The sequence below is a fragment of the Vibrio sp. 2033 genome, assembly GCF_033339735.1.
The window spans coordinates 422,665-446,380 of record NZ_JAWOVC010000001.1; the positions used below are offsets into that span (position 1 = coordinate 422,665).

At 44.8% G+C, this 23,716-nt stretch carries 17 protein-coding genes; 9 read left to right on the forward strand and 8 right to left on the reverse strand.

Annotation, left to right across the window (positions count from 1 at the left end; genetic code table 11):
- Nucleotides 1-252: 252 nt before the first annotated feature.
- On the forward strand, nucleotides 253-645 hold the full coding sequence (locus R7P74_RS01910; RefSeq protein ID WP_017820828.1) for a SulA-like leucine-rich domain-containing protein: 393 nt from the start codon (nucleotides 253-255) through the stop codon (nucleotides 643-645).
- Between the two features lie 204 nt (nucleotides 646-849).
- Nucleotides 850-1,953 (forward strand): phosphoribosylaminoimidazolesuccinocarboxamide synthase, encoded by a 1,104-nt coding sequence (locus R7P74_RS01915; RefSeq protein ID WP_225472793.1) that lies wholly within the window; start codon nucleotides 850-852, stop codon nucleotides 1,951-1,953.
- Between the two features lie 78 nt (nucleotides 1,954-2,031).
- On the opposite strand, the gene R7P74_RS01920 is transcribed toward R7P74_RS01915, so the two are convergent.
- The 3 genes from R7P74_RS01920 to R7P74_RS01930 all read right to left on the reverse strand — a co-directional run bounded on the left by R7P74_RS01920 (nucleotide 2,032) and on the right by R7P74_RS01930 (nucleotide 7,055).
- Nucleotides 2,032-3,705: an alkaline phosphatase D family protein gene (locus tag R7P74_RS01920; protein ID WP_225472792.1), complete on the reverse strand. Its 1,674-nt coding sequence runs from the start codon at nucleotides 3,703-3,705 to the stop codon at nucleotides 2,032-2,034.
- Nucleotides 3,706-4,034: 329 nt separating this feature from the next.
- A complete protein-coding gene (locus R7P74_RS01925) occupies nucleotides 4,035-4,412 on the reverse strand; it encodes a hypothetical protein (protein ID WP_005377965.1) in 378 nt (125 codons plus the stop codon).
- Between the two features lie 288 nt (nucleotides 4,413-4,700).
- Nucleotides 4,701-7,055, reverse strand: coding sequence for a helicase-related protein (locus R7P74_RS01930; protein WP_225472791.1), 2,355 nt, complete (start codon nucleotides 7,053-7,055; stop codon nucleotides 4,701-4,703).
- A 213-nt stretch (nucleotides 7,056-7,268) separates the two neighbouring features.
- On the opposite strand from R7P74_RS01930, the gene R7P74_RS01935 reads away from it, so the two are divergent.
- From R7P74_RS01935 to R7P74_RS01945, 3 genes are all read left to right on the forward strand, one after another.
- Complete coding sequence (locus R7P74_RS01935; protein WP_005377977.1) at nucleotides 7,269-8,957, forward strand: NAD-dependent malic enzyme; 1,689 nt, start codon at nucleotides 7,269-7,271, stop codon at nucleotides 8,955-8,957.
- A 154-nt stretch (nucleotides 8,958-9,111) separates the two neighbouring features.
- Nucleotides 9,112-9,846 (forward strand): SanA/YdcF family protein, encoded by a 735-nt coding sequence (locus R7P74_RS01940; RefSeq protein WP_151514699.1) that lies wholly within the window; start codon nucleotides 9,112-9,114, stop codon nucleotides 9,844-9,846.
- Between the two features lie 229 nt (nucleotides 9,847-10,075).
- The gene (locus R7P74_RS01945) at nucleotides 10,076-11,446 is read left to right on the forward strand and encodes an SLC13 family permease (RefSeq protein ID WP_017634863.1); all 1,371 of its coding nucleotides are present in this window, start codon (nucleotides 10,076-10,078) and stop codon (nucleotides 11,444-11,446) included.
- 142 nt (nucleotides 11,447-11,588) lie between these two features.
- On the opposite strand, the gene R7P74_RS01950 is transcribed toward R7P74_RS01945, so the two are convergent.
- Nucleotides 11,589-12,926 carry a GGDEF domain-containing protein gene (locus R7P74_RS01950; protein WP_225472790.1) on the reverse strand — a complete coding sequence of 446 codons (1,338 nt, stop codon included), beginning with the start codon at nucleotides 12,924-12,926 and terminating at the stop codon, nucleotides 11,589-11,591.
- Nucleotides 12,927-13,259: 333 nt separating this feature from the next.
- On the opposite strand from R7P74_RS01950, the gene R7P74_RS01955 reads away from it, so the two are divergent.
- Entirely contained in the window at nucleotides 13,260-14,084 is an 825-nt protein-coding gene (locus tag R7P74_RS01955; RefSeq protein WP_225472789.1) for a DUF2797 domain-containing protein, read from the forward strand.
- A gap of 90 nt (nucleotides 14,085-14,174) precedes the next feature.
- On the opposite strand, the gene R7P74_RS01960 is transcribed toward R7P74_RS01955, so the two are convergent.
- Nucleotides 14,175-15,410: a cysteine desulfurase-like protein gene (locus R7P74_RS01960; protein ID WP_054576433.1), complete on the reverse strand. Its 1,236-nt coding sequence runs from the start codon at nucleotides 15,408-15,410 to the stop codon at nucleotides 14,175-14,177.
- On the reverse strand, nucleotides 15,394-16,050 hold the full coding sequence (locus R7P74_RS01965) for a 2OG-Fe dioxygenase family protein (protein ID WP_005377989.1): 657 nt from the start codon (nucleotides 16,048-16,050) through the stop codon (nucleotides 15,394-15,396). Before R7P74_RS01965 ends, R7P74_RS01960 begins: the two co-directional genes overlap by 17 nt.
- 359 nt (nucleotides 16,051-16,409) lie before the next feature.
- On the opposite strand from R7P74_RS01965, the gene trxB reads away from it, so the two are divergent.
- The 3 genes from trxB to cydC all read left to right on the forward strand — a co-directional run bounded on the left by trxB (nucleotide 16,410) and on the right by cydC (nucleotide 20,974).
- Nucleotides 16,410-17,369, forward strand: a complete 960-nt coding sequence (trxB, locus tag R7P74_RS01970; protein ID WP_005377991.1) for a thioredoxin-disulfide reductase — start codon at nucleotides 16,410-16,412, stop codon at nucleotides 17,367-17,369.
- Between the two features lie 103 nt (nucleotides 17,370-17,472).
- Nucleotides 17,473-19,260, forward strand: coding sequence for a heme ABC transporter permease/ATP-binding protein CydD (cydD, locus tag R7P74_RS01975; RefSeq protein WP_213876547.1), 1,788 nt, complete (start codon nucleotides 17,473-17,475; stop codon nucleotides 19,258-19,260).
- Complete coding sequence (gene cydC, locus R7P74_RS01980) at nucleotides 19,253-20,974, forward strand: heme ABC transporter ATP-binding protein/permease CydC (RefSeq protein ID WP_213876550.1); 1,722 nt, start codon at nucleotides 19,253-19,255, stop codon at nucleotides 20,972-20,974. Before cydD ends, cydC begins: the two co-directional genes overlap by 8 nt.
- A gap of 97 nt (nucleotides 20,975-21,071) precedes the next feature.
- On the opposite strand, the gene R7P74_RS01985 is transcribed toward cydC, so the two are convergent.
- A complete protein-coding gene (locus R7P74_RS01985) occupies nucleotides 21,072-22,403 on the reverse strand; it encodes a D-serine ammonia-lyase (protein ID WP_213871582.1) in 1,332 nt (443 codons plus the stop codon).
- Between the two features lie 83 nt (nucleotides 22,404-22,486).
- Complete coding sequence (serC, locus tag R7P74_RS01990) at nucleotides 22,487-23,581, reverse strand: 3-phosphoserine/phosphohydroxythreonine transaminase (RefSeq protein ID WP_213871581.1); 1,095 nt, start codon at nucleotides 23,579-23,581, stop codon at nucleotides 22,487-22,489.
- Nucleotides 23,582-23,716 lie beyond the last annotated feature (135 nt).

Sequence of the window (23,716 nt, forward strand, 5' to 3'; positions counted from 1 at the left end):
CCGTGAAAAACACCTGTATATACAGTAGTAAACCCCTGTATGTCTCTCGTCCAGTTTTCTACTCACCTCACATTTTTAAATTGATATTAGACATATCAAAAATGAAAAACAACCACATAAATTCAATCACTTAGAATCAAATCCTTTTATTTCCTTCTCAAAAAACCGCAAATAACTTTTGAGAAACTGGTTGATCAGGTCACCAAAACAAACTACTGTATACACATACAGCATGTATAAAGGAACAGTAAGATGCAGTTACAAAGTCAATCTCATACATACTCTCGCTACAACGTATTGGCACAAGCAACTAAGCCCATGGCCGTTTCGGATCAGCTTCTATCTAAGCTGGCTGTTTTATCGCAGCAGAAACAATGGATTTTGTTTACAGCAGACTGCCCTCGTCCAGACTTTGAACAACTCACTGCTTCTAATATTTGCTGTAAAAACGTTATTCAAATGAAGCCCTCTCAACAGCTTTCAGAAGTCGAGATCGTGATAAAAGCCATCCGATCAGGTAATGCCAGTGCTGTTGTCGCATCCAATAAAATTGCACTTATGAATCAATCTATGTTGCGCGACGTGGCGCAGCGCTATCAGTGTGAAGTCTTTTTCGTCGAAGGCAGAGTTAATAAGTACCACTAATAAGTTCGACGTTATCTATCCTGCATCTCGCCTCCTTTTTAAGGGGGTATTTTTTTGTATTAAAGAAAACAGGCAAACGTTTGCTTTTTCTCTGGCGAGTTAAAATAGTTCTGGTATGATGCCCACATTCGATTTATTCAGCGCCCACATTTTGCTGAATATCTTCTCTTTCTGACGTTTGATTAAGATGATAGGAATGTCGCAATGAGCCTTGCTAATCAAGTACTTGCCGTCAATGACGACCTGCCAATTCGCACCCATAAACCCGTTCATAGTGGAAAAGTTCGTTCAGTTTACTGGTTAACTGAAGAAGACAGCGCCCGACTGATCAAAGAAAAAGGATACAATGTCGCTCCAGATGCGCCTTTGGCTATCATGGTGATTAGCGACCGAATCTCTGCATTCGATTGTATTTGGCATGCTGAAGGTGGTCTTAATGGTGTCCCGGGTAAAGGGGCTGCGCTTAATGCGATTTCTAATCACTGGTTCAAACTGTTCAAAGAAAATGGCTTAGCAGATAGCCATATTCTAGACATTCCTCACCCTTTTGTTTGGATTGTACAAAAAGTCAAACCGGTAAAAATCGAAGCCATCTGCCGCAAATACATCACGGGTTCGATGTGGCGCGCTTACGCAAATGGCGAGCGCGAGTTTTGTGGAATCCAACTTCCTGAAGGGTTAGAAAAAGACAAAGCACTGCCAGAGTTGCTAATGACCCCATCCACAAAAGGCATTCTAAAAGGCATTCCCGGTGTGCCAGAAGCGGATGACGTTAATATTACTCGTCAAAATATCGTAGACAACTACGAAGCATTTAACTTCTCAAGTGCGGACGATATCGCACTCTACGAAAAACTGCTGAAAGAAGGCTTTAACGTTATCAGCCAAGCATTAGAAACAATTGACCAAATCTTTGTCGATACCAAATTCGAATTTGGTTATGTTCATGATGCTGCTGGCAATGAAAAGCTGATTTACATGGATGAAGTGGGTACACCAGACTCATCTCGTATATGGGATGCTAAAGAGTACCAAGCAGGTCACATCGTAGAGAACTCAAAAGAAGGTTTCCGCCAGTTCCTACTTAACCACTTCCCTGACCCAGATATCTTGCTAAATAAAGAACGTATGCCAGAGCGTGAAGCACTCGCTCGTGATAATGCTTTACCCGTCGAATCTTTGATGGCGATTTCGAGCACCTACATTGGTATTGCCGAGAAGATTACAGGCAAGCCGATTCATTTGAGTGAGAATCCGAAAGCGGAAATCATCGAAGTTCTGAGCAAAGAATACGGATTGATTGACTAGCACTGTCGCTAGATTGCTAAACGCTTTCCAATAAAAAGTCCGCACTAGCTTGCGGACTTTTTTCGTATTAGGCTCAGTTTAGCCGATATTTAACGTAGTGCCATCTGTTGTGGAGGCTGACTTGGTCGTCACCTGATATGTTTTGTCTTTAATCGTTGATACGAAATACCAGGTCGACTCTGCCTTGCCGGGCGTAAAAGTAACGCGCATAAAGCCACGCTGTTTGATGTCTGCCCACTGTAATTCTGACACTAAGTGCGGCAGCGTGTATTCCATTTGAGCGATCGCGACAGGGTCTAACGCGAGGTAGGCCTCTAACCCAGGGGAACTCACAGAGCTAGTCGCAAACTCTACCCCGATAGGATGCTTAGATACGTCTTTAAGCTCACTTGCCCATGCGTTGTGCGTATCTCCGGCCAAGCAGACAAAGTTACCACTGCTGGCTTTGACCAGTTGATAAACTTTCTCTCGCTCAACGTAGTAGCCATCCCATGCATCTAGGTTATATGGCAAAGCAATGGTATCTAAACTTGGGTCAGAGAGATAACCCGTAATCGCAGAGTTTACCGCTAATAACGCCTCTGTTTTTTGTTCTTCAGTGGCAGTAAACAATTGAAACATCGCGGTCATAACCGAACTTGGCAACTCCATACGAGACATTAACACTTGTTGCCCTAGCACATTCCAAGTTGCGTCGTGCGTACTGAACGCATCCATCAGCCAAGCGAGTTGGTCACCGCCTAACAGCTCTCGGTCTTGACTACGCGACTGGGCAACTAAACCGCCAATAGCTTCCATCGTTGGTGAGCTGAGCGAGAAATAATCCAACGGTTTATCACGCCCCACAAGTCGCGTGTCGAGCATCATCAAATTGACTAAACTTCCAAACGAAAACTGACGGTAAATCAGCATGTTTGAGAAAGTGTTTTCACGAACGGGCAACCATTCTGTCCACGCGGCAGCCGCAGCTGCACGACGATCATTAAAACTGCCTTCCTCTTCTTGATGGTTTTCCGCACCATTTTTCCAAGTATCATTTGCAAGCTCATGGTCATCCCAGACAGCAATCATTGGTAGGCTCGCATGTAACGCTTGCAGATCAGCATCTTGGCGATATTGCGCATACCGTTTTCGGTAATCATCTAAGGTAATGCATTCAGTGCCTTTGCTTGGCTCTCGCCCTAGATCCTCAGCATCTTCAATAGCGTAGCCACCAGCACCATACTCATAAATGTAATCACCGAGATGAAGCACCACATCAAACGGGTCTTGCTCATGTTGATTTAAGATCTCTCGATACACATGGAAATAGCCAGCAGGATAGTTTGCACAAGAAACAACCGCCATGGATGCCTTTTCTACACCATCCTCTGGTAATGTTTGCGTTTGCCCGACTTCGCTAGTGACATCTCCAACCATGAATCGATAGTAGTAGCGAGAATTTGCGTTGAGATTTTGAACATCGACTTTTACCGTGAAATCTCGGCTCGTGTCTGTGGCAAAAGTGCCACTTTGCACGATATCAGTAAAATTTTCGTTAGATGAAACTTGCCAGCTTACATCTGCGTAGCTCGCTGAGGTTGTAACACGAGTCCAAATAATTACTTGTGTTTGAGTAGGATCTCCACTCGCCACTCCGTGCTCAAAGGTAACCGCAACAGATTCACTAGCATCGCTACCACAGCCCACCAGCCCGGTAACAATCGCCGTTGAAGAGGCAGCTTTCATAAAGTCTCGACGAGACAAAGACATATTGACTTCCTTTCTTATTGTGTTTGTTTTTATGCCCAAATGACGTGGTGACTCGATCATCCTTGTGTGCCAATAAGGGACGTTAATTCGAACTTACAGTACCAACCACTTAGTCGGTAATTTGTCCTAAAAACACAAAGTTAGAAGCTAGTTATGACAATTGCATTTCCAAACGTTACATTTTTGTTAATTTAAGTGCAAATACTCTATATTCATCACACTTCCAAGACCTGTGACAAAAACCTCAAAATAAAAAAGCGACCTACTTTGAGGTCGCTTTTCATTGCACTATTGTTAAGTGGTACATCGATGAAGTGGAAATGCTCAGCCTAAAACTTGATGTTAAGGACATCTTGTTCTGACGTATCCACCTTCAACTGACTGCGAGATTCTATGTACTCGATTTGCTGAACATCGAGCGAATATGGCATAACGACTCGCAATTCATTGATCCCTTCATGTTTAGCTAGCTGGGTTAAGCGGACCAAATTGGATTCATCACTTTTACGAGAAGACATCGATTTTAATGCGGCATCCCACAACCGATCTTCAGGCTTGCTCAATTCCGCAATGTTCTGTTTCCACATCAAACCGAAAATAGGCGCGATGGTGGCAAATGCCTCTAAAAAGGTCCATTTCTTACTACCTGTCGCTCCTAAAAAGCTAGTGTAGTCGAATTCAATGCACGTCTTTCCTTGTTGATCCATTCTATGCCCCCGACACTCGAAAATGAGATATACCAAATATCGTTCAACTGTTTTGATATAGCAATGGGATATAAAACATTCGTCTTTTATGCCCTAATTTACATACAAAAGGAAATATTAAAACCAGCTTTGTAACAACTGATGTACAGCTTCGCCATATATAAGCATTCAATTGATTAATATTTCAATTAAGAAACTAAAAACAACACACAAGTAACGCTATCAATATGAAATAATTATAGATTCACCAAGAAAATATCAATTCTTGTCACAACGTCATCCGCCGACCTACTTCACATCAATCACTCGACTGGCCTTTTTATACTGTATCTTCCAACCAGCCCAGCGTGGCAGCTCCCAACGCTTCGGGTCTCCCTTACGGTTTCCCTCTCGATAAACGACCTGTACCAGCTTGCGAGACGCGTAATACTCGACATCTAGTTGGAGTTCTGGCAGCGAAAGTTCTAAAGGGTACTGCTCCGTGAAATCGTCGTATTCCCATTCTGGAACACCGTTAAATGTTAAGTCTTCTGGTTCAAACAACGCCATATCATCGATATTTTCAACGCCTAATGTTTCCAACTGATCCTTTAACCAGCTAGAAAATGTCAAGGAGGCCAAGCCGTTAACCTCTTCTCCTTCGGCATTAAGGCCCAATGCGTTATAGAGCTTCCAGTGTTGTATTTGCTGTTTTCTTTGAGAAGCAAAACCTGGTAACAGTGTCTCGTCTTCTATCATTTCGACAATAGACTGAACAGCAACATCACCTTTTAACGCTTGATGTTCAGTACAGATTGTTCGCCCGGCGTAGACCAAATGCATCGTTGCTCTTGGGGTCTCCTCTTCATAATTCGTCTCACCTTGTTGCCACTCCCCCACCTCAAGTTCGCGTAATAACGTCAGGGGAATAGGCATCATAACCGATGCGAGGTTTAGTGTTTGCTTAACACCTCGTCCTGGCACGCTATGGCTGTCTAGCACGATTGCCGCTTCTTCTTTGTCAGGAAAGCGGCTGTTACGCCCAACCAGCATCTCGACTACGCCATTTCCTAGAGCATCCCTTCGACGAGCTCGTCGGACAAACACAAGCTCAGGGTGCAATGAGGCGATGGAGAAAAAGAGCGCTTCACGTTTATATCGAGAGGCAACGTCAAGTTCCGGCAATTCAAACACTTCTCGCATTTGTTTCGCTAAACCTTGTGCCTCTTCGAGCGCGCTAGCATCAATGATAATGCCTGAGAGTTGCTCCCCCCGAACCAAACGGATCAGTAAAGAGGCATCACATCCGTATGGCTCATCTTGAGATAGAAGCTCAGCGACTTCACCACTTTGTCGCTGATAGAGCTGCGCAGGCACAGATAAGGCGGCAGCCAAATCAATCATTGCTTCCTTCTCTGGCTTCGCTTGAATTCTGGTAACGAGATCGGCAAACAGTGCATCAATAGGTAGTGGATATACTTTTCTCCCGTGCTGCGTGACATTGCCATCCTCATCAATCGCTTCCATGGATAACAACGTCGAATGAGATGCCTCTAGCGAATTTGGGGGAATTGAGTCGAGAAAATCGAGTGTTGAGAGACGGTACCCACAACAAGCCGCTGCCAGCATGGGCTCGACGAGCTCTTCTCTGTGTAATTCTGGAGGTGTCACCAACTCTAAAGGCGCGTGCTCACCATATAGACGAATACAAGCCCCTTCGGTAACGCGACCAGCTCGCCCCATTCGCTGCGCGGCACTGGCCTTAGAAATGTTGGTTAATGTCAGTGCTGTACGTCCATTTCGTTGTACAGTTCTGCGCTCTAAACCACTATCGATTACCACACGGATATTAGGAATGGTCAGAGAGGTTTCCGCGACGTTGGTTGCCAATACGACTTTCCGTTGCTTTTGTACCGTCAGCGCACGATGTCGTTCTTCATCACTGACCGAGGCATGAAGTTTAACCACCATGACATCACTGCTGCTTTGTAGCATCTGCGCGCATTGGGCGATCTCTTTACGTCCTGGGAGAAAAACAAGAATATCGCCATCTTCATCTTCCAGTGCTTCTTTTACCGCTCCGACAACCTCCTGTTCACATCCCTTTTTGTTCGGTAAATAGCGGCTGTCTGTAGAACGATGTGTCACCGTGACTGGAAAGCAACGTCCCTCCGAACTCAGGCGCTTAGCATTCAGGTAACGAGCAAGCTTTTCGCCTTCTAAGGTAGCGGAAGTGACGATCAATCGATGTTGATTTTCTTGCTTCAAAATGGCGGTTAATAGATCAATATCCCAGCGTCGCTCGTGAAATTCGTCCACTATCACGACATCAAAGTCTGCTAGCTTGTTTTCCGAAAACCAACGCAGTGCAACCCCCGGAGTCACAAATACAACTTCGGTTTTTTCATCAAAGTAGGCATGAAGCTTGATCGCGTAACCGACTTTGCGACCTATTGGCTCTCCAGATTGCTCCGCAAGAAATTCAGCCAGCGAGGTACAAGCAATTCGACGTGGTTCAATAACCAGAACGCGTCCGTGTTTTGCCGCCCACATGGGCAAGCGGGTAGATTTACCCGACCCGGTTTCGGCTTCCACCACAAGATGGTTAAGGCTTACATGATGGTCAAACTCGGCTTGCAGGCTGTCGATAGGTAGTTGAAACATAGAAATTGGATTTGATTTGATGATGCAAAACATTATACCCAAGTAAAAAAATCCTGCTTTAGGTATCTCTAAACAACCAATATTGCCGATATTTTCGTCGGTATCTGAATTTTTTTGCGACATTACATTGATGTGCATCAACGCATGTTTACAACTAAATAGTGAACCCGTTAAAATTTGGTGCGCATCCTTCAACCCTACATAAGGCACCCAATGAACAACGATAAACGCCCACTATATATTCCATATGCGGGTCCGGCTCTTTTAGCAACCCCTCTTTTGAACAAAGGCAGTGCATTCTCTGCTGAAGAACGTAGTTCATTCAACTTAGAAGGTCTGCTTCCAGAGTCGACCGAAACTATCCAAGAGCAGGTGGAACGTGCCTACCAGCAATACAAAAGTTTCGAAAGCGATATGGATAAGCACATTTATCTGCGTAATATCCAAGACACCAACGAAACATTGTATTACCGCCTAGTGCAAAATCACATTTCTGAGATGATGCCTATCATCTACACACCGACTGTTGGCGCAGCATGTGAAAACTTCTCTAACATTTACCGTCGTGGTCGCGGTCTGTTCATTTCATACCCAAACCGTGACCGTATTGACGACTTGCTGAACAACGCAGCAAACCACAACGTTAAAGTGATTGTTGTGACAGATGGCGAACGTATCCTTGGCTTGGGTGACCAAGGTATCGGCGGCATGGGTATTCCTATCGGTAAACTGTCACTATATACCGCGTGTGGTGGTATCAGCCCTGCTTACACGCTACCAATCGTGCTTGATGTGGGTACCAATAACCCGCAACGCTTAGCTGATCCGATGTACATGGGTTGGCGTCATCCTCGTATTACGGGTGCAGAATACGATGCATTTGTAGAAGAGTTTATCCAAGCGGTACAGCGCCGTTGGCCTGATGCTTTGATCCAGTTCGAAGACTTTGCTCAGAAAAATGCGATGCCTCTTCTAGAGCGTTACAAAGACCGCGTGTGTTGCTTCAATGATGATATTCAGGGTACTGCTGCTGTTACTGTTGGCTCTCTACTTGCAGCTTGTAAAGCAGCAGGAACTCAGCTTTCTAAACAACGTATTACCTTTCTAGGCGCAGGGTCTGCTGGTTGTGGTATCGCAGAAGCGATCATCGCACAAATGGTATCGGAAGGAATTTCTGACGAGCAAGCTCGCTCGCAAGTTTACATGGTTGACCGTTGGGGTCTGTTACAAGAAGGCATGCCTAACCTTCTTGATTTCCAACAACGCTTGGTGCAAAAGCATACCAATACGAAAGAGTGGGAAAATGAAGGAAATGGCTTCTCACTACTCGATGTAATGCGTAACGCGAAGCCAACGGTACTAATTGGTGTTTCTGGTGCTCCTGGCCTATTTAGCCAAGAAGTCATCGAAGAAATGCATAAACACTGTAAGCGTCCGATTGTCTTCCCACTGTCGAACCCAACAAGCCGCGTGGAAGCGACACCGAACGACATCATTCGTTGGACAAATGGTGAAGCACTGGTTGCAACAGGTAGCCCATTTGAGCCAGTGGTTCATGAAGGTCGCACTTACCCTATTGCACAATGTAACAACAGCTACATCTTCCCAGGCATTGGCCTTGGTGTACTTGCTGTCAATGCAAAACGTGTCACTGACGAGATGCTAATGGAATCAAGTCGCGCGTTAGCAACATGTTCTCCTCTAGCAATCAACGGTCGTGGGGCTCTACTTCCACCACTAGAAGAGATCCACTTAGTATCGAAAAAAATCGCATTTGCCGTTGGTAAAAAGGCAATTGAACAAGGTGTCGCATTAGAAATTACTGATGAAGCATTGAACGTGGCGATTGAACAGTCGTTCTGGCAACCTGTTTACCGCCGCTACAAACGCACTGCGTTCTAAGCTTGAGACAATTCGTTTAATAATTAGCCCCTACCATGTAGGGGCTTTTATTTTTTTATCATCCTAACCAGATTTTGGCATAAATGGGCTTCTCTCTTTTTGTTTCTATCAGATATGATGAGAACTACATTTTTAGTTAAGGATATAAAACGTTTTGTTGTTTTCTCGCATAAGATCAAAGTGGAAGCTGAAATTTTCCTGGAAGCGATTTGCTTTGATTTTGTCGATCTCTGCACTTAGTCTGCTTGTTTCTGTTATTGCCATCGACCGATGGGTGGTTTTACAAGCCAAAGAGAGCATTTTCACTGAATACGAGCAAATCCCTCAACATGAGGTTGCCGTAGTTCTTGGTACCAGTAAGTACATCGGAAAGATCCTCAACACTTACTACACTCATCGCATTAATGCGGCGATTGAGCTTTACAACCAAGGCAAAGTAAAACAGTTTTTATTGAGTGGCGATAACGCCCACCGTTCATACAACGAACCGTGGACAATGAAACGCGATTTACTTAAAGCAGGCGTGCCTGAAGAAGTGATTCACCTTGATTATGCTGGCTTTCGTACCTTAGATTCGATTGTACGAGCTAAAAAAATTTTTGCTTCGGAGCGATTTCTGATTGTGACTCAGCGCTTTCACTGTGAACGCGCACTGTTCATCGCTGATGCTTACAGCATTGATGCGCAGTGTCTCGCGGTAGCAGGGCCGACGGCCAACAAGCAAAAAACATCGATGCGTGTTCGAGAACTGCTAGCCCGTGTGAAAGCGTTTTTAGACCTGTATATTATCAATACGCAGCCTAAGTTTCTTGGCCCTCAAGAACCTATCGTTGCAGTAAAAGAACCAAATAAAACAGCTAACGAGCCCCTTCAAGTCCCCGTCGAATAGAGGAATAACGTGGCTCATAAGCCTAGTAACAGCCTAGTAACATTTCTATAAAACAAATGGGTAGTTTTCTACCCATTTCCAATTCTCAACATCACACTTTCTAATTTGCTCTACGATTCAGGCAAAACTCTTTTTCGCATTCAAAGTAACATTTCATCAATAAATAACTACAAGTCAGTTACTTTGCCATAAAAAACCGACAAAAGGCAATGCAAAAGGAGCACTACCCATGACCGCACTCGCTGTGACATTGAAGAATTGGTTCTTCACTCGCAACAGCATGATTTTGAACGCGAATATCCTATTGTTCATTATCTTGTTTAATACCTTACCCTTTGAACCACAAGTAGTAACCGGCCTGAGCATCTTAGTTTTTGTTGCTATTCTGTGGCTAACCGAAGCGATTCACGTCAGCATTACTGCGCTGCTCATACCACTACTTGCGGTATTTTTGGGTGTGTTCAACACTCAAGCCGCACTGAATAACTTTTCCAACTCCATCATTTTTCTATTTTTGGGTGGTTTTGCACTAGCTGCGGCTCTACATAAACAAAAGTTAGATCAAGCGATTGCAGATAAAGTACTATTGCTGGCAAGAGGAAAAATGTCTGTCGCTGTATTCATGCTATTTGGTGTGAGTGCTGGCCTGTCAATGTGGATTTCAAACACCGCCACCGCCGCGATGATGTTACCGCTTGTGCTGGGTGTGATGACAAAGCTAGACGCCAAGAAAAACCACAACACCTTTTTGTTCGTTCTACTCGGTATCGCTTACAGTGCTTCAATTGGTGGTATTGCAACACTGGTTGGTAGCCCACCAAACGCAATTGCAGCAGCTGAAGTTGGCCTTAGCTTCACTGAATGGATGAAGTTTGGTGTACCTATTTCCCTAGTATTAATGCCAATCGCTATCCTCGTATTGTACACGATGACTAAGCCTGACCTTAGCCACAAGTTTGACCTTGACCATCAACCAGTCGAATGGACAAACGGCAAAATGATTACGTTGGCGATTTTCTTACTGACCGTGACGTTGTGGATATTCAGTAAGCCTATTAACGCTATGCTGGGTGGCTTCGCGAAGTTCGATACTCTTGTAGCTATTGGCGCCATCCTTCTACTTGGTGCTTCTCGCGCCGTCGAGTGGAAAGATATCGAGAAAACAACCGACTGGGGTGTGTTAATCCTATTTGGTGGTGGTATCTGTCTGAGTAACGTCCTAAAAGCAACCGGAACAAGCGTATTTTTGGCTCATAGCTTGTCAGGCTTCCTTGAGCAAGCCGGTATTCTCTTAACGATTCTTGCAGTGGTTGCTTTTGTTGTCTTCTTAACTGAGTTTGCGAGTAACACCGCCAGTGCTGCACTACTTGTCCCTGTATTTGCGACCATTGCAGAAGCCTTAGGCATGTCTCCGGTTATTCTTTCTGCACTGATTGCCGTCGCTGCATCTTGTGCATTTATGTTACCAGTTGCAACACCTCCAAACGCGATTGTGTTCGGTACGGGTCATATCAAGCAAAAAGAAATGATGCGAATTGGTTTCGTATTAAACATTGCGTGTATTGCTGCACTAACGCTCTTCGCTTGGTTGTTCTGGTAAAAATAGCAAGTTCGATTAGCACTACACTGCTGCTCACGGTAATCGTATCGATAACCCAAACTTCCCCCCTAAGTGGTGTTCAGCAGTTTCCCTCTTGGTGGCCAGTTGGCCACCTTTTTTCTTTCCTTTCAGTGAACGGCTATCAGGCTTGCTTCTTTTCGCAAGCAAGTAAACCATAATGAGCTTCCACTCGGTTGCGGCCATTGCGCTTCGCCTGATACAACACTTCGTCAGCTCTCGCCATGGTTTCTGAGACGCGTTCATTCTGCATTTGGGCAACGCCAATACTGCAAGTTAATGAATCACCGTGCACCCACAAATGATCCTCCACATTTTTGCGAATCATTTCTGCCTTCTCTAACGCTTGTTCAATATTGGTATCAGGGCAAAATACGACAAACTCTTCGCCGCCCCAACGAACGAGTCGATCGTCTGAGTAAATAGAAGTCGCTACCACCATGACAAATTCGCGCAATATGTCATCCCCCATTTGGTGCCCAAATTTGTCGTTCATTTTTTTAAACTTATCCAAGTCCAAATAGAGAATACTGAAGGTGTTATGCCCCCAGCGAACCTGACGAGATTGTTGTTCCAGCCAGTGTTGCACAGCATATCGGTTCATCGCGCCCGTCAAAGCATCTCGATGCGCTAACTCTGCAAACTCATAGTTTTGAGCTCGCAAAGTATCATTCACCTTTTCCAAATGACGGTGACGCTTTTGCGCTTTTTCATAAGCCACTCTATTTTTTCGTAACTCATGCAGTGAAAAAGCCAGTCCAAGCGCCATCCAAGAGAGTAATAATGCATACAACAATGTTTCTTGCGCAAGGTAAGCGCCTTCAAACTCAATTTTATCAATCACAATTCTATGTTTACCAAGTGCCGCACCAGACCCAGTTGCAATATCAATACGTGTGATGTTTGAAAATTCAGGTGCAGAGTGCTCAATCGCGACTCCGTTATCTGCTAACCACCAGGTCATCACCTGAAGATTTTTAATCGGAATTTCGACAATATCGCTCGAACCCGACGGAGAAAACTGCATGCCATTATATTTAATGGTGTACTCGTCGTCCGGCTTGGAATACTCAGAATTATAATTGCGAAGATACAAACGTAGGTCGTGGCTAGGGTTAGCCCCTATTCCTGCCTCTTCATATCGCACCTTCAATCGAATCGTATGGTAGTTGGAAAGGTCAATACCCTGTGTTGGCGTTGCTGAATCGGTATAAACCGAGATTCCGCAGTAAGGCCAAGCATACGAGCTCTGCTTTAGTTCACAGCTAAGGACTAGGCTTTGCCGATCGTATGTGATATCTGCATCACTCACACCTCCTTCACTGGCATCTTTAGTTGCATAGATATTGAAATGCTCAGGTGTAATGGTCAGCTTTCGCGTATCGCCAAGCACACTATAAAGGGCAACCAAACTGATAGTGCAAATAGAAAGAGCAAAGATAAAGTTATGGATCCACTTCATGGGCAAGTGACCTGCTGAGATTATACAATACGTGGGGTTCAATAATTTCAAAAATGAAATCAAGGTGATTTATCAAGAAATAAAATCGCTTTTTCATTCAATTCTTAGTTTCGACACATGGTAACGGATTTTGAACCGTTATCACGTTTTAAAATTTCTAAAAAGTGCAGCCCAACTTCTATTTGCGAAGCATTTCACAGCCATAATTTTTAGAAAATAAAACACGATGCATAATAATTTAGTGCAAGACATTTACTTTAAAGCTCCTGTCAACCCTGCATCTCTTCTCCACTTCAGTATATACTGTGCAAAAACACAATAATGAGTAATGTCATGTCATTAATTGCAACTGGCACGCTAAACAAAATGCGTGCTTCTCTGGAAGGTGCCGTCAACTACCGTCTTCCTGTCGGTGAGGAAGAGATCGACTTAACTCCTTTTCTGGGTAAAACGCTCACACTGACTCACACTGGCAATATTTTTTGTTGCTCATGTGGAAAGAAAACGAAAAAGAGTTATTCGCAAGGCCACTGTTTTGTATGCATGAAAAAGCTAGCAAGCTGCGACATGTGTATCATGAAGCCAGAGACCTGCCACTACGATCAAGGGACTTGTCGCGAACCACAATGGGGTGAAGATAATTGCATGGTGGATCACTTTGTCTACCTGTCCAACACATCCAGCTTAAAAGTTGGTATTACTCGTCATACTCAAATCCCGACTCGTTGGATTGACCAAGGCGCGACTCAGGGCTTGCCAATTTTTAAAGTAAAAACTCGCCATATCTCCGGTTTAATTGAAGTTGAACTGGCGAAACATATCGCAGACAAGACCAATTGGCGCACACTGCTTAAAGGTGACGGTGAACCTATGGCATTGCAGGACCGTTTTGCTGAGCTATTGCCTTTAGTCGAAGAGAAAATTGCCGAGATAAAACAGCAATTCGGCGAAGATGCCATTGAAGTATTAAACGAAAGCATTACCGACCTTAGCTACCCGGTACAACGGCACCCAACGAAGATCACTTCGCATAACTTCGATAAAAACCCGGTTGTTACTGGCACTTTGCAAGGCATCAAAGGTCAATACCTCATCTTTGATACCGGCGTTATTAATGTAAGAAAATTCACTTCCTATGAAGTTGAAGTTAGTGCGTAATCGCTTGCAGAACGCGTTGATTCAAATAAAAACGAAAAAAGCTCGAGTTTGACCCGAGCTTTTGTTTTTCTATCAGGAAGAAATCGTTAGTTATGCGTCAAGGATGCTTTCAAGCACATCGAATAACATATCGACTTCTTCTATTGTGTTGTAATGCATACAACCAATTCGCACTACACCACCCGATTCTTCTAAACCAAGTTGACGAACTAAGCCCAACGCATAAAAGTGACCATTCCATACACAAATGTTATGTTCACCCAGTGTTTTCGCGATGAACTCTGGAGAATATCGGTCAAACGTTAGCGCAAAAGTTGGCGTGCGGAGTTGGCTATCTTCCTTTGCGATACCGAATAGATTGACACCATCTAATGCATTCAAACGCTGTAAGAAACGCTCACTCAAGCGCTGCTCATGTTGTTCATACAGTTGGTAGCTTTGCTCCAATCGTTGGCGAAGAGGTAAACCGACTTCACCAAATTGAGCCAGATACTCAACCGCAGAAACGACACCAGCAAGACCTTCAAAACTTTGCGTTCCTGTTTCAAATCGACCTGGGCCTATATTAGTGGCAGGCTCGACTTTGTAAGGGCGAATACTGTGGAGCCACTGATCGGCTATGTAAGCAATACCAACGTGCGGTCCGAAAAACTTGTAAGCTGAGCAAGCTAAAAAGTCACAACCTAACGCTTGAACATCAACCAAATGATGAGGCGCATAATGGACGGCATCCACATAAACTTGTGCCCCAACATTGTGCGCCATGCTGACTACTTGCTGTACATCCACAATAGAGCCCGTCGTGTTCGATGCATAAGTCACAGCGACAAGGCGCGTTTTATCAGAAAGAAGGCGGCTTAAATGCTCCATATCCAGCGTACAATCTTCTTCGTTGATACGAACTTGATGAACCGTAACGCCTTTATCTTCTGCCGCTTGCTGCCAGCTGGATACATTTGAATAGTGATCCAAAGCGGAAACAATGATCTCATCTCCTGCTTGCCAATCTCGACTAATCGCGCGACTAAGCTGAAAGGTTAGTGAGGTCATATTGGCACCGAAGACAATATTGCCAGATGAAGGGGCATTAAGTAGAACCTGAGCCGACTCACGCGCATTTTGCATTACGTCAACGGTCACTTGGCTAGAAAAATAATGCCCGCCTAAGTTAGCGTTGAAACGACCTAAATACCCTACCATGCTGTCTAGTACTGATTGAGGCACTTGTGAACCACCTGGACCATCAAAAAACGTCACGGGCTTGTCGTTGTGGTATTGAGCCAACGCCGGAAATTGCTCTCTGATCTGATTAAGATTGAAGTTCATTACGCTTATCCGTAGCAGTGAGTACAAATACATCCATATGGCCCGCTTCGTCATCAATAACAGAGCGGATTGGGCACGCGTTATGCCACAGCTTGCTATCAGCCAAGATTGCGACCTCTCCGGTTTCTAGCACTTTACGGAAAAATGGGGCTTGGTTATGGCTGCTGTACAGCATGATGTCGCCACCGATGATGTTATGGCGTCCCACACCAACCATTGCAATGTGATCAAAACCGTCTTGGTGCACACCTTCAGGTGCTACTTGGGTTTCTTCTTCCAGTGCCCTGATACGGATTTGGTGAATTTCTATTTCTTGACCGTTTGGCAGATGATTCGCATTGACAAACAATTCACACATTTCTCGAAAGCCATCGCTGGTAAGAATATCCTTCTCAATTGGCTCGAATTGTCTTACAACATCACCTTGAAATCGGTTGATATCAGAGGATTGAACAAAGCTATTTTTATTTAAGTCGATGACTTTGCCGTTATCAAAACCAACCACAGAATAACGTCGTAGTCGATACTGACCATCTGCATGTTCGGTACGAGGCAGTTCTTCAAACGATGGGGAAAGCTGCTCAATTGCTGCCATGCTGAGCTGTGTTAAATGTAGAGTATTCTCACGTGAATGTAACATCATTTGCTCCTTTAATGAGGCACATTAATTAACATTTAATTTACACACTAGGTTACGCAAATATTCTGCAATTACCAGTTTTTAACGTTGATAGCTTCAACAAAACGACGAAAACAACATAACAAACCAAACCAAGCCACAAAAACAGAGCCATGTTTCAGTTTTACGCTTTGACAATATTTGAAACTAGACTTCTCTACTACGAATAGAATTTTATGCTAGAAGTCAACGTTCTCAATCAATATTTAGTGGGTTCTAATCTATAACCAATTATTCGATCACAATCGTTGTTTATGCTTTTAAAGCACTAAGAATTTCCATACAATCGAGGGAAATGTTACGCCCTTTTTGGAGCCATAATGAGCGACGTAAAACACTGTAAATTATTAATTCTTGGTTCTGGTCCTGCAGGATACACAGCTGCCGTCTACGCAGCGCGTGCAAACTTAAACCCTGTGCTTGTGACGGGAATGCAACAAGGTGGTCAGCTAACCACCACAACTGAAGTTGAAAACTGGCCAGGCGATGCTGAGGGACTGACAGGTCCAGCATTGATGGATCGCATGAAAGAACACGCCGAGCGTTTCGAAACTGAAATCGTATTTGATCACATCAATGAAGTAGAGCTATCACAACGCCCATTTCGTTTAAAAGGCGACTCAGGTGAGTACACTTGTGATGCCTTAATCATATCTACCGGCGCATCAGCAAAATACCTTGGCCTTGAGTCTGAAGAAGCATTTAAAGGTCGCGGCGTTTCTGCTTGTGCAACCTGTGACGGTTTCTTCTACCGTAATCAGAAAGTTGCAGTTGTGGGCGGTGGTAACACGGCTGTTGAAGAAGCGCTATACCTATCTAACATTGCGTCAGAAGTTCACCTGATCCACCGCCGCGATTCATTCCGCGCAGAGAAGATCCTTGTGAAACGTCTGATGGATAAAGTTGAAAGCGGTAATATCGTTCTTCATACCGATCGCACTCTCGATGAAGTACTGGGAGACGATATGGGCGTAACGGGCGTCCGCATTAAAGACGTGAACAGCGGTGCGACAGAAGATATCGATGTAATGGGTGCATTCATCGCAATTGGCCACCAGCCAAACACACAAATCTTTGAAGGCCAAGTAGACATGAAAGATGGCTACATCATCGTTCAATCAGGTCTTGAAGGCAACGCAACACAAACTAGTATCGAAGGTGTATTTGCAGCTGGCGACGTAATGGACCACAACTACCGTCAAGCGATCACCTCTGCAGGTACAGGTTGTATGGCTGCATTAGATGCTGAACGTTTCTTAGACTCACTTGGTGACAAATAACTTTTCACATTTGTGTCATATCCTTAAAGCCCAGCGGTATTCCCGCTGGGTTTTCTTTTGTATACTACCGCCTCATTAAAACAATTATCATTAAGCCTTCACGATGGATAAGAAAAAGCAAAGCAGCTTGAATAAGTGGCTGAAGCAACAAAGTAAGTTAGCCAAGCGCTGGCTTATGATTGCGATAGGCCTAGGCGTACTTTCAAGCATGTTTTTATTGGCTCAAGCAGCCCTGCTCGCCTCCATTCTGCACCAGTTAATCATTGACCAAGTCGACAAAGCCGACCTCATCTGGCATTTTGTTGGGCTCGGTGGCACGGTTATCGGTCGAGCTGCTTGTACCTGGGGTCGAGAGCTTGCCGGTTACCGTTGCGGGGAGCAAATTCGAGTTTATATTCGCCAACTCATTTTAGATAAAGTTCATAAACTTGGGCCAGCTTACATCAAAGGCAAACCTGCTGGCAGTTGGGCAACGCTCATCTTAGAGCAGGTAGAAGATATGCAAGATTTCTTCTCACGCTACTTGCCTCAAATGTCATTATCGGTACTAGTGCCTTTCATCATTTTGGTTGTCGTATTCCCAGTAAACTGGGCAGCAGGCTTGATCTTCCTGGTCACTGCACCACTAGTGCCTATTTTCATGGCACTGGTTGGGATGAAAGCCGCAGAAGCAAACCGTAAAAACTTTAAAGCGATGCAGCGTTTGTCGGGTCACTTTTATGACCGCTTGCAAGCAATGACAACCATTCGCTTATTCGATAGAACAAAATCTGAAACTGAGACGCTAAAGGGTGCTTCAGAAGTCTTTCGTACTCGTACCATGGACGTTCTGAAAATCGCGTTTCTGTCTTCTGCGGTGTTAGAGTTTTTCACTTCTATTTCTATCGCAATTACCGCTGTCTACTTTGGCTTTAGTTATATCGGGGAGCTGGACTTCGGCTACTACGGCACAGGTGTTACGCTCTTTGCTGGTTTGTTCATTCTGATTCTTGCGCCAGAGTTTTATCAGCCATTACGTGATTTGGGCACGTTCTATCATGCGAAACAGCAAGCGGTTGGCGCAGCAGAAAGCATTGTCGAGTTTCTGGGTTTGGAAGTCGATCAAATCAAAGATGGTACCCAAGCGTTAGATAAAAACAGCCCTATCCATATTGAAGCGGACCAGTTAACCATTTTTAGTCCGGAAGGTAAGCAGCTCGCAGGTCCCCTATCCTTCTCTCTTGAAGCCAACAAAAGTACGGCTTTAGTTGGACCAAGTGGCGCAGGCAAAACAAGCTTGGTAAACACCATCCTCGGTTTCATGCCTTATCAAGGTAGCTTGAAGATTAATGGTTGTGAATTGTCGCGACTGGATCTAGCCACATGGCGAGAGGCAGTAAGCTGGATTGGTCAAAACCCGATGCTATTACACGGTAGCATTCAAGATAACATCACACTAGGTAAGCACAATATTCAGGATGCAGACGTACATTCTGTGTTGAATGACTCTCACGCTGCTGAATTTGTTGAAATGCATGGGTTGGATTATCCGATATCTGATCGTTCTGGTGGTTTATCTGTCGGCCAAGCGCAGCGTTTAGCACTGGCTCGCGCCATGCTACAAAATGGTCGTTTTTGGTTATTAGATGAACCAACCGCAAGCTTAGATGCTCGCAGTGAAAAACTCGTGATGGAAGGCATTAACAAGTATGCGCATGCCACAACGAATTTGATGATTACTCACCAACTTGCGCCTTTACAAAACGTATCGCAAATTCTTGTTATGCAGGACGGCCAGATTGTTCAACGTGGTGATTACGCCACACTGTCGACAGAATATGGCTTATTTAAAGACATGTTGGAAGCGAACCTCGCACAACGTGAAACAGACAAGGGGAACTTAGATGCGTGATTTACTCCCTTATCTAAAACTCTATAAGAAACACTGGTTTGGTCTTTCGCTAGGTATGCTACTGGCATTTCTGACCTTAGCGGCGTCTATTGGCTTATTAACGCTATCAGGTTGGTTTATTTCAGCCGCAGCGGTGGCAGGCTTGACGGTTGCTCGTGAGACCTTCAACTACATGTTACCAGGTGCCGGGGTACGCGGCACTGCAATGGCTCGAACCGCAGGTCGATGGGGAGAACGTGTCGTTAGCCACAATGCAACGTTCAAGCTGCTTACCGATCTACGTATCTTCTTCTTTAAGAAACTTGCACCACTGATTCCGGGTCGTGTTTCTACGATGCGTGATGCCGATCTGCTCAACCGCCTAGTAGCGGACGTAGACGCGATGGATCACGTTTACCTTCGACTTATCAGCCCTGTCGTGATTGGTATTTTTGGCATATTGAGTTTAACGGCTGTCCTGGCTTTCTTTGATTGGCATCTCGCCCTACTGCTTGGCTCGATTCTTACCGTCATGTTGTTTGTATGGCCAGTACTGTTCTATAAACTGGGTAAAAACAATGGCGAGAAGCTCACTCATCATAAAGCGCAATTGCGAGTGGCGACACTGGACTGGCTTCAAGGCTACAGTGAACTGAGTATCTTTGGAGCAGAAGAACGTTATCGTAATCTCATTCTAGAGAAGCAGAAGCAGTTGCTGTCTAACCAATTTGTGAACGCGAATTTAACGGGCATGGCTTCAGGCCTGCTTATGCTGGTGAACGGCCTTACACTGGTTGTGATGCTTTGGTTTTCTGCAGACGGCGTAGGTGGTCGTGCTCCTGATCCTTGGATTGCGCTGTTTGCGTTTGCAACCATGGCGAGCTTTGAGATTCTGATGCCTATCGCGGGCGCATTCCAGTATCTTGGTCAAACGTTGACCTCTGCTCGTCGTTTAAATGAAGTAATTTTGGCTGAACCTGACGTTGTCTTCCCTGAGCAGTCGAAACATAAAGACACAACGTTAGACATTGAATTCGACAACATAGATTTTACTTACCCTGACGGTCAGCAAAAGGTACTGAAAGACTTGTCACTCTCACTACCGTTGGGCACTAAAACTGCAATTGTAGGTCAAACAGGTTCAGGTAAATCAACACTGATTCAGCTTCTTTGCCGCTACTGGGATGTTAACCAAGGTGAAGTTCGAATCGGTGGTACAAAACTGCAAGATTGGAGCGAGTCGGACCTGCGAGCAGCAATGACTGTGGTCAGTCAACGCGTAGATGTACTAAACGGGACACTACGTGACAACTTACTCATGGCCGCGCCGGATGCAAGTGATGAGCAACTGTCTACTATTTTACAAAAAGTCGAGCTTGGCGGACTTCTTGAAGAGCCGGGTTTAGACGCTTGGTTAGGCGACGGCGGTCGTCAGTTATCTGGTGGTGAGAAACGTCGAATCGGTATTGCTCGAGCATTGCTACGTGATGCCCCAATCCTACTCTTAGATGAACCGACTGAAGGCCTCGATAAGCGTACGGAACAAAAAGTGATGGCGCTTTTCAATGAACACTTTGCTAATAAGACAGTAGTATTCATTACACACCGACTGATAGAGTTAGAAAGTATGGATAGCATCTGTTTGATGGAACAAGGTGAGATCATCGAACAAGGCGACCATCCAACGCTACTCGCTCAAAAAGGTCGTTACTACCAGCTATTACAATCTCTATAATTCGATTTTCAGTGACGAGAAGGGCTCATCAAACGATGAGCCCTTTTGTTATTCCTGTATTATTAGTTACCTAATTAAGCACGTATACAGTGCTGATTTACCGACCAGATTTTTTGAGATAAGCCGCCATTTCATCTTCCGGAACCATGCCCCCACCTGTTGCCCAAACAAGATGTGTTGCGTTTTTGAGTTTTTCTTCGTCAAATTTCATTCGAGACTGATAAGCATGGTTATTCGAGACGTGCACTGCCCCAATCATACCGGCTAATGCAGAAGGCTCTAGATTAATACCTTCCAGTTCACTTAACTCACCCAAGTGGTGATACATACGAGCGTCATCAATGGTGTAAAAACCATCAAGTAGCCTTTCCATCGCTCTTCCGACAAATCCCGAGGCACGACCTACTGCCAAACCATCAGCGGCGGTGATGTTATCGATACCCAAATCTTGTACCGAAATATCGTCATGCAAGCCTGTATGTACGCCCAACAGCATGCACGGTGAGTGCGTTGGCTCTGCGAAAATACAGTGGACATGCTCGCCAAATGCTACCTTCAAGCCAAATGCCACGCCACCAGGCCCGCCGCCAACACCACAAGGAAGATAAACAAACAATGGATGATGCTCATCAACCACGATTCCCAAGTCATCAAATTGCTGCTTAAGACGCTCACCCGCAACAGAGTAACCTAGAAACAGCGTCCGTGAGTTTTCATCATCGATAAAGAAACAGTTGGGATCTTTTTCTGCCTCTTTACGACCTTGCTCGACAGCAATACCATAATCTTCTTGGTGCTCTACGACATTAACACCATGCGACCGGAGCTTATTTTTCTTCCATTCCCGCGCATCCGCAGACATGTGGACTGAAACTGAAAAACCCAGCTTCGCACTCATGATGCCGATGGACATACCAAGATTGCCGGTTGAGCCAACCGCAATACTGTACTGCTTAAAAAACTGCCGAAACTCATTGCTGAACAATTTTCTGTAATCATCGTTTTCACAGAGCAAGCCGGCTTCAAACGCCAACTTTTCTGCATGAGTGAGCACTTCATAAATACCACCTCTCGCTTTGATCGAACCAGAAATTGGCAAATGACTGTCTTTTTTGAGCATTAAATGGCCCAATATTGGTGTGTCGTATTGCTGCTCCAAACGCACTTTCATATTGGGAATATCCACCACTGGGGACTCAATAATGCCACGCGACGTTTCCGTTTCGGGAAACGCCTTCATCAAATAAGGCGCAAATCGTGTTAGCCGTTCACTCGCAACTTGAATATCTTGTTCACCTAACCCGACATGAGGTAAGCCTTCCTCCAAGGAAGTGATATGGGGGTTAAACCAACAAACCTCTTCAAGATCAATAAGTGCTGCCAAGAGTGGGAACTGCTTAGTCAGCGCTTCAATATTTGCCTTGGTCATTTTACCTTCCTGGAATGATGTGAGTTGAGATAAACAAAAGCGCCGCAATAGCGACGCTTTGGAGAACAACTATCAGTTTGAGCTTACGCGTAGTTTTTCTCAAACTCTTGCATGAAGTCTACTAACGCTTGAACACCTTCTAGCGGCATTGCGTTATAAATGGATGCTCGCATACCACCAACTGCTCGGTGACCTTTTAGCGCTTTCAGCCCTTTAGAGTCTGCTAGCTCAAGGAAGGTTGCATCTAGTTCAGGCTTAGCAAGTTGAAATGGCACGTTCATCAAAGAACGGTTTGCTGAGTGCACGCCATTACGGTAGAAATCAGACTGATCGATGTAATCATACAGTAGCGCGGCTTTAGCGCGGTTCACTTGCTCAATTGCTTTTACTCCACCCTGTGCCTTCAGCCATTTGAAAACAAGACCAGACAAGTACCATGCAAAGGTTGGTGGCGTGTTGAACATTGATTCTTTTTCTGCCAAAACAGTGTAATCCAAAATACTTGGTAGTACCTGCTTCGCCATACCTAATAAATCATCGCGCACGATAGCAATAGCAATGCCGGAAGGACCAATATTTTTCTGAGCGCCCGCGTAAATCACACCGTATTTCGACACATCAATTTCACGAGAAAGAATTGTCGAAGACATGTCAGCAACAATCGGTTTGTCGGTGATAGGAAGATCGTTAATCTCAATACCATCAATGGTCTCATTTGGACAGAAGTGAACGTAAGCCGCTTCTGGAGCAATTTTCCATTCACTTGCAGGTAGAACCGCGACTTTCCCGTTGATTTCTGTTCTTGCATCAAACACGTCTGGTTCGCAGTATTTTTTCGCTTCAGCTACCGCGCTTTCAGCCCAATAACCACCATCGATGTAAGTTGCCGTATCGGCATCACCAAGTAAGTTTAGAGGAACAGCAGCAAACTGAGCACGAGCACCACCTTGGCAGAACAGCACTTTATAGTTGTCCGGAATATTCAGAAGATCACGTAAATCCTGCTCGGCTTCTTCTGCAACTTTGATGAACTCTTTGCTTCGGTGGCTGATTTCCATGACCGAAGTACCAAGGCCTTGCCAATCGATTAGTTCCTGTTGTGCTTGCTGCATAACTGCTTTAGGCAGACCTGCTGGCCCTGCACTGAAGTTAAATACGTTGTCCGTATTTTGTTCCATGATGCTCATTGCTCCTGCTATGTAAATATTACGAAATTAATATCACGTTTTCGCAGTGATAAAAACAAGAAAAGAGGTCTTACGACCTCTTTTTAAAGACTAAGCGTTGAATTGGAACAAATTCGCAACAACACG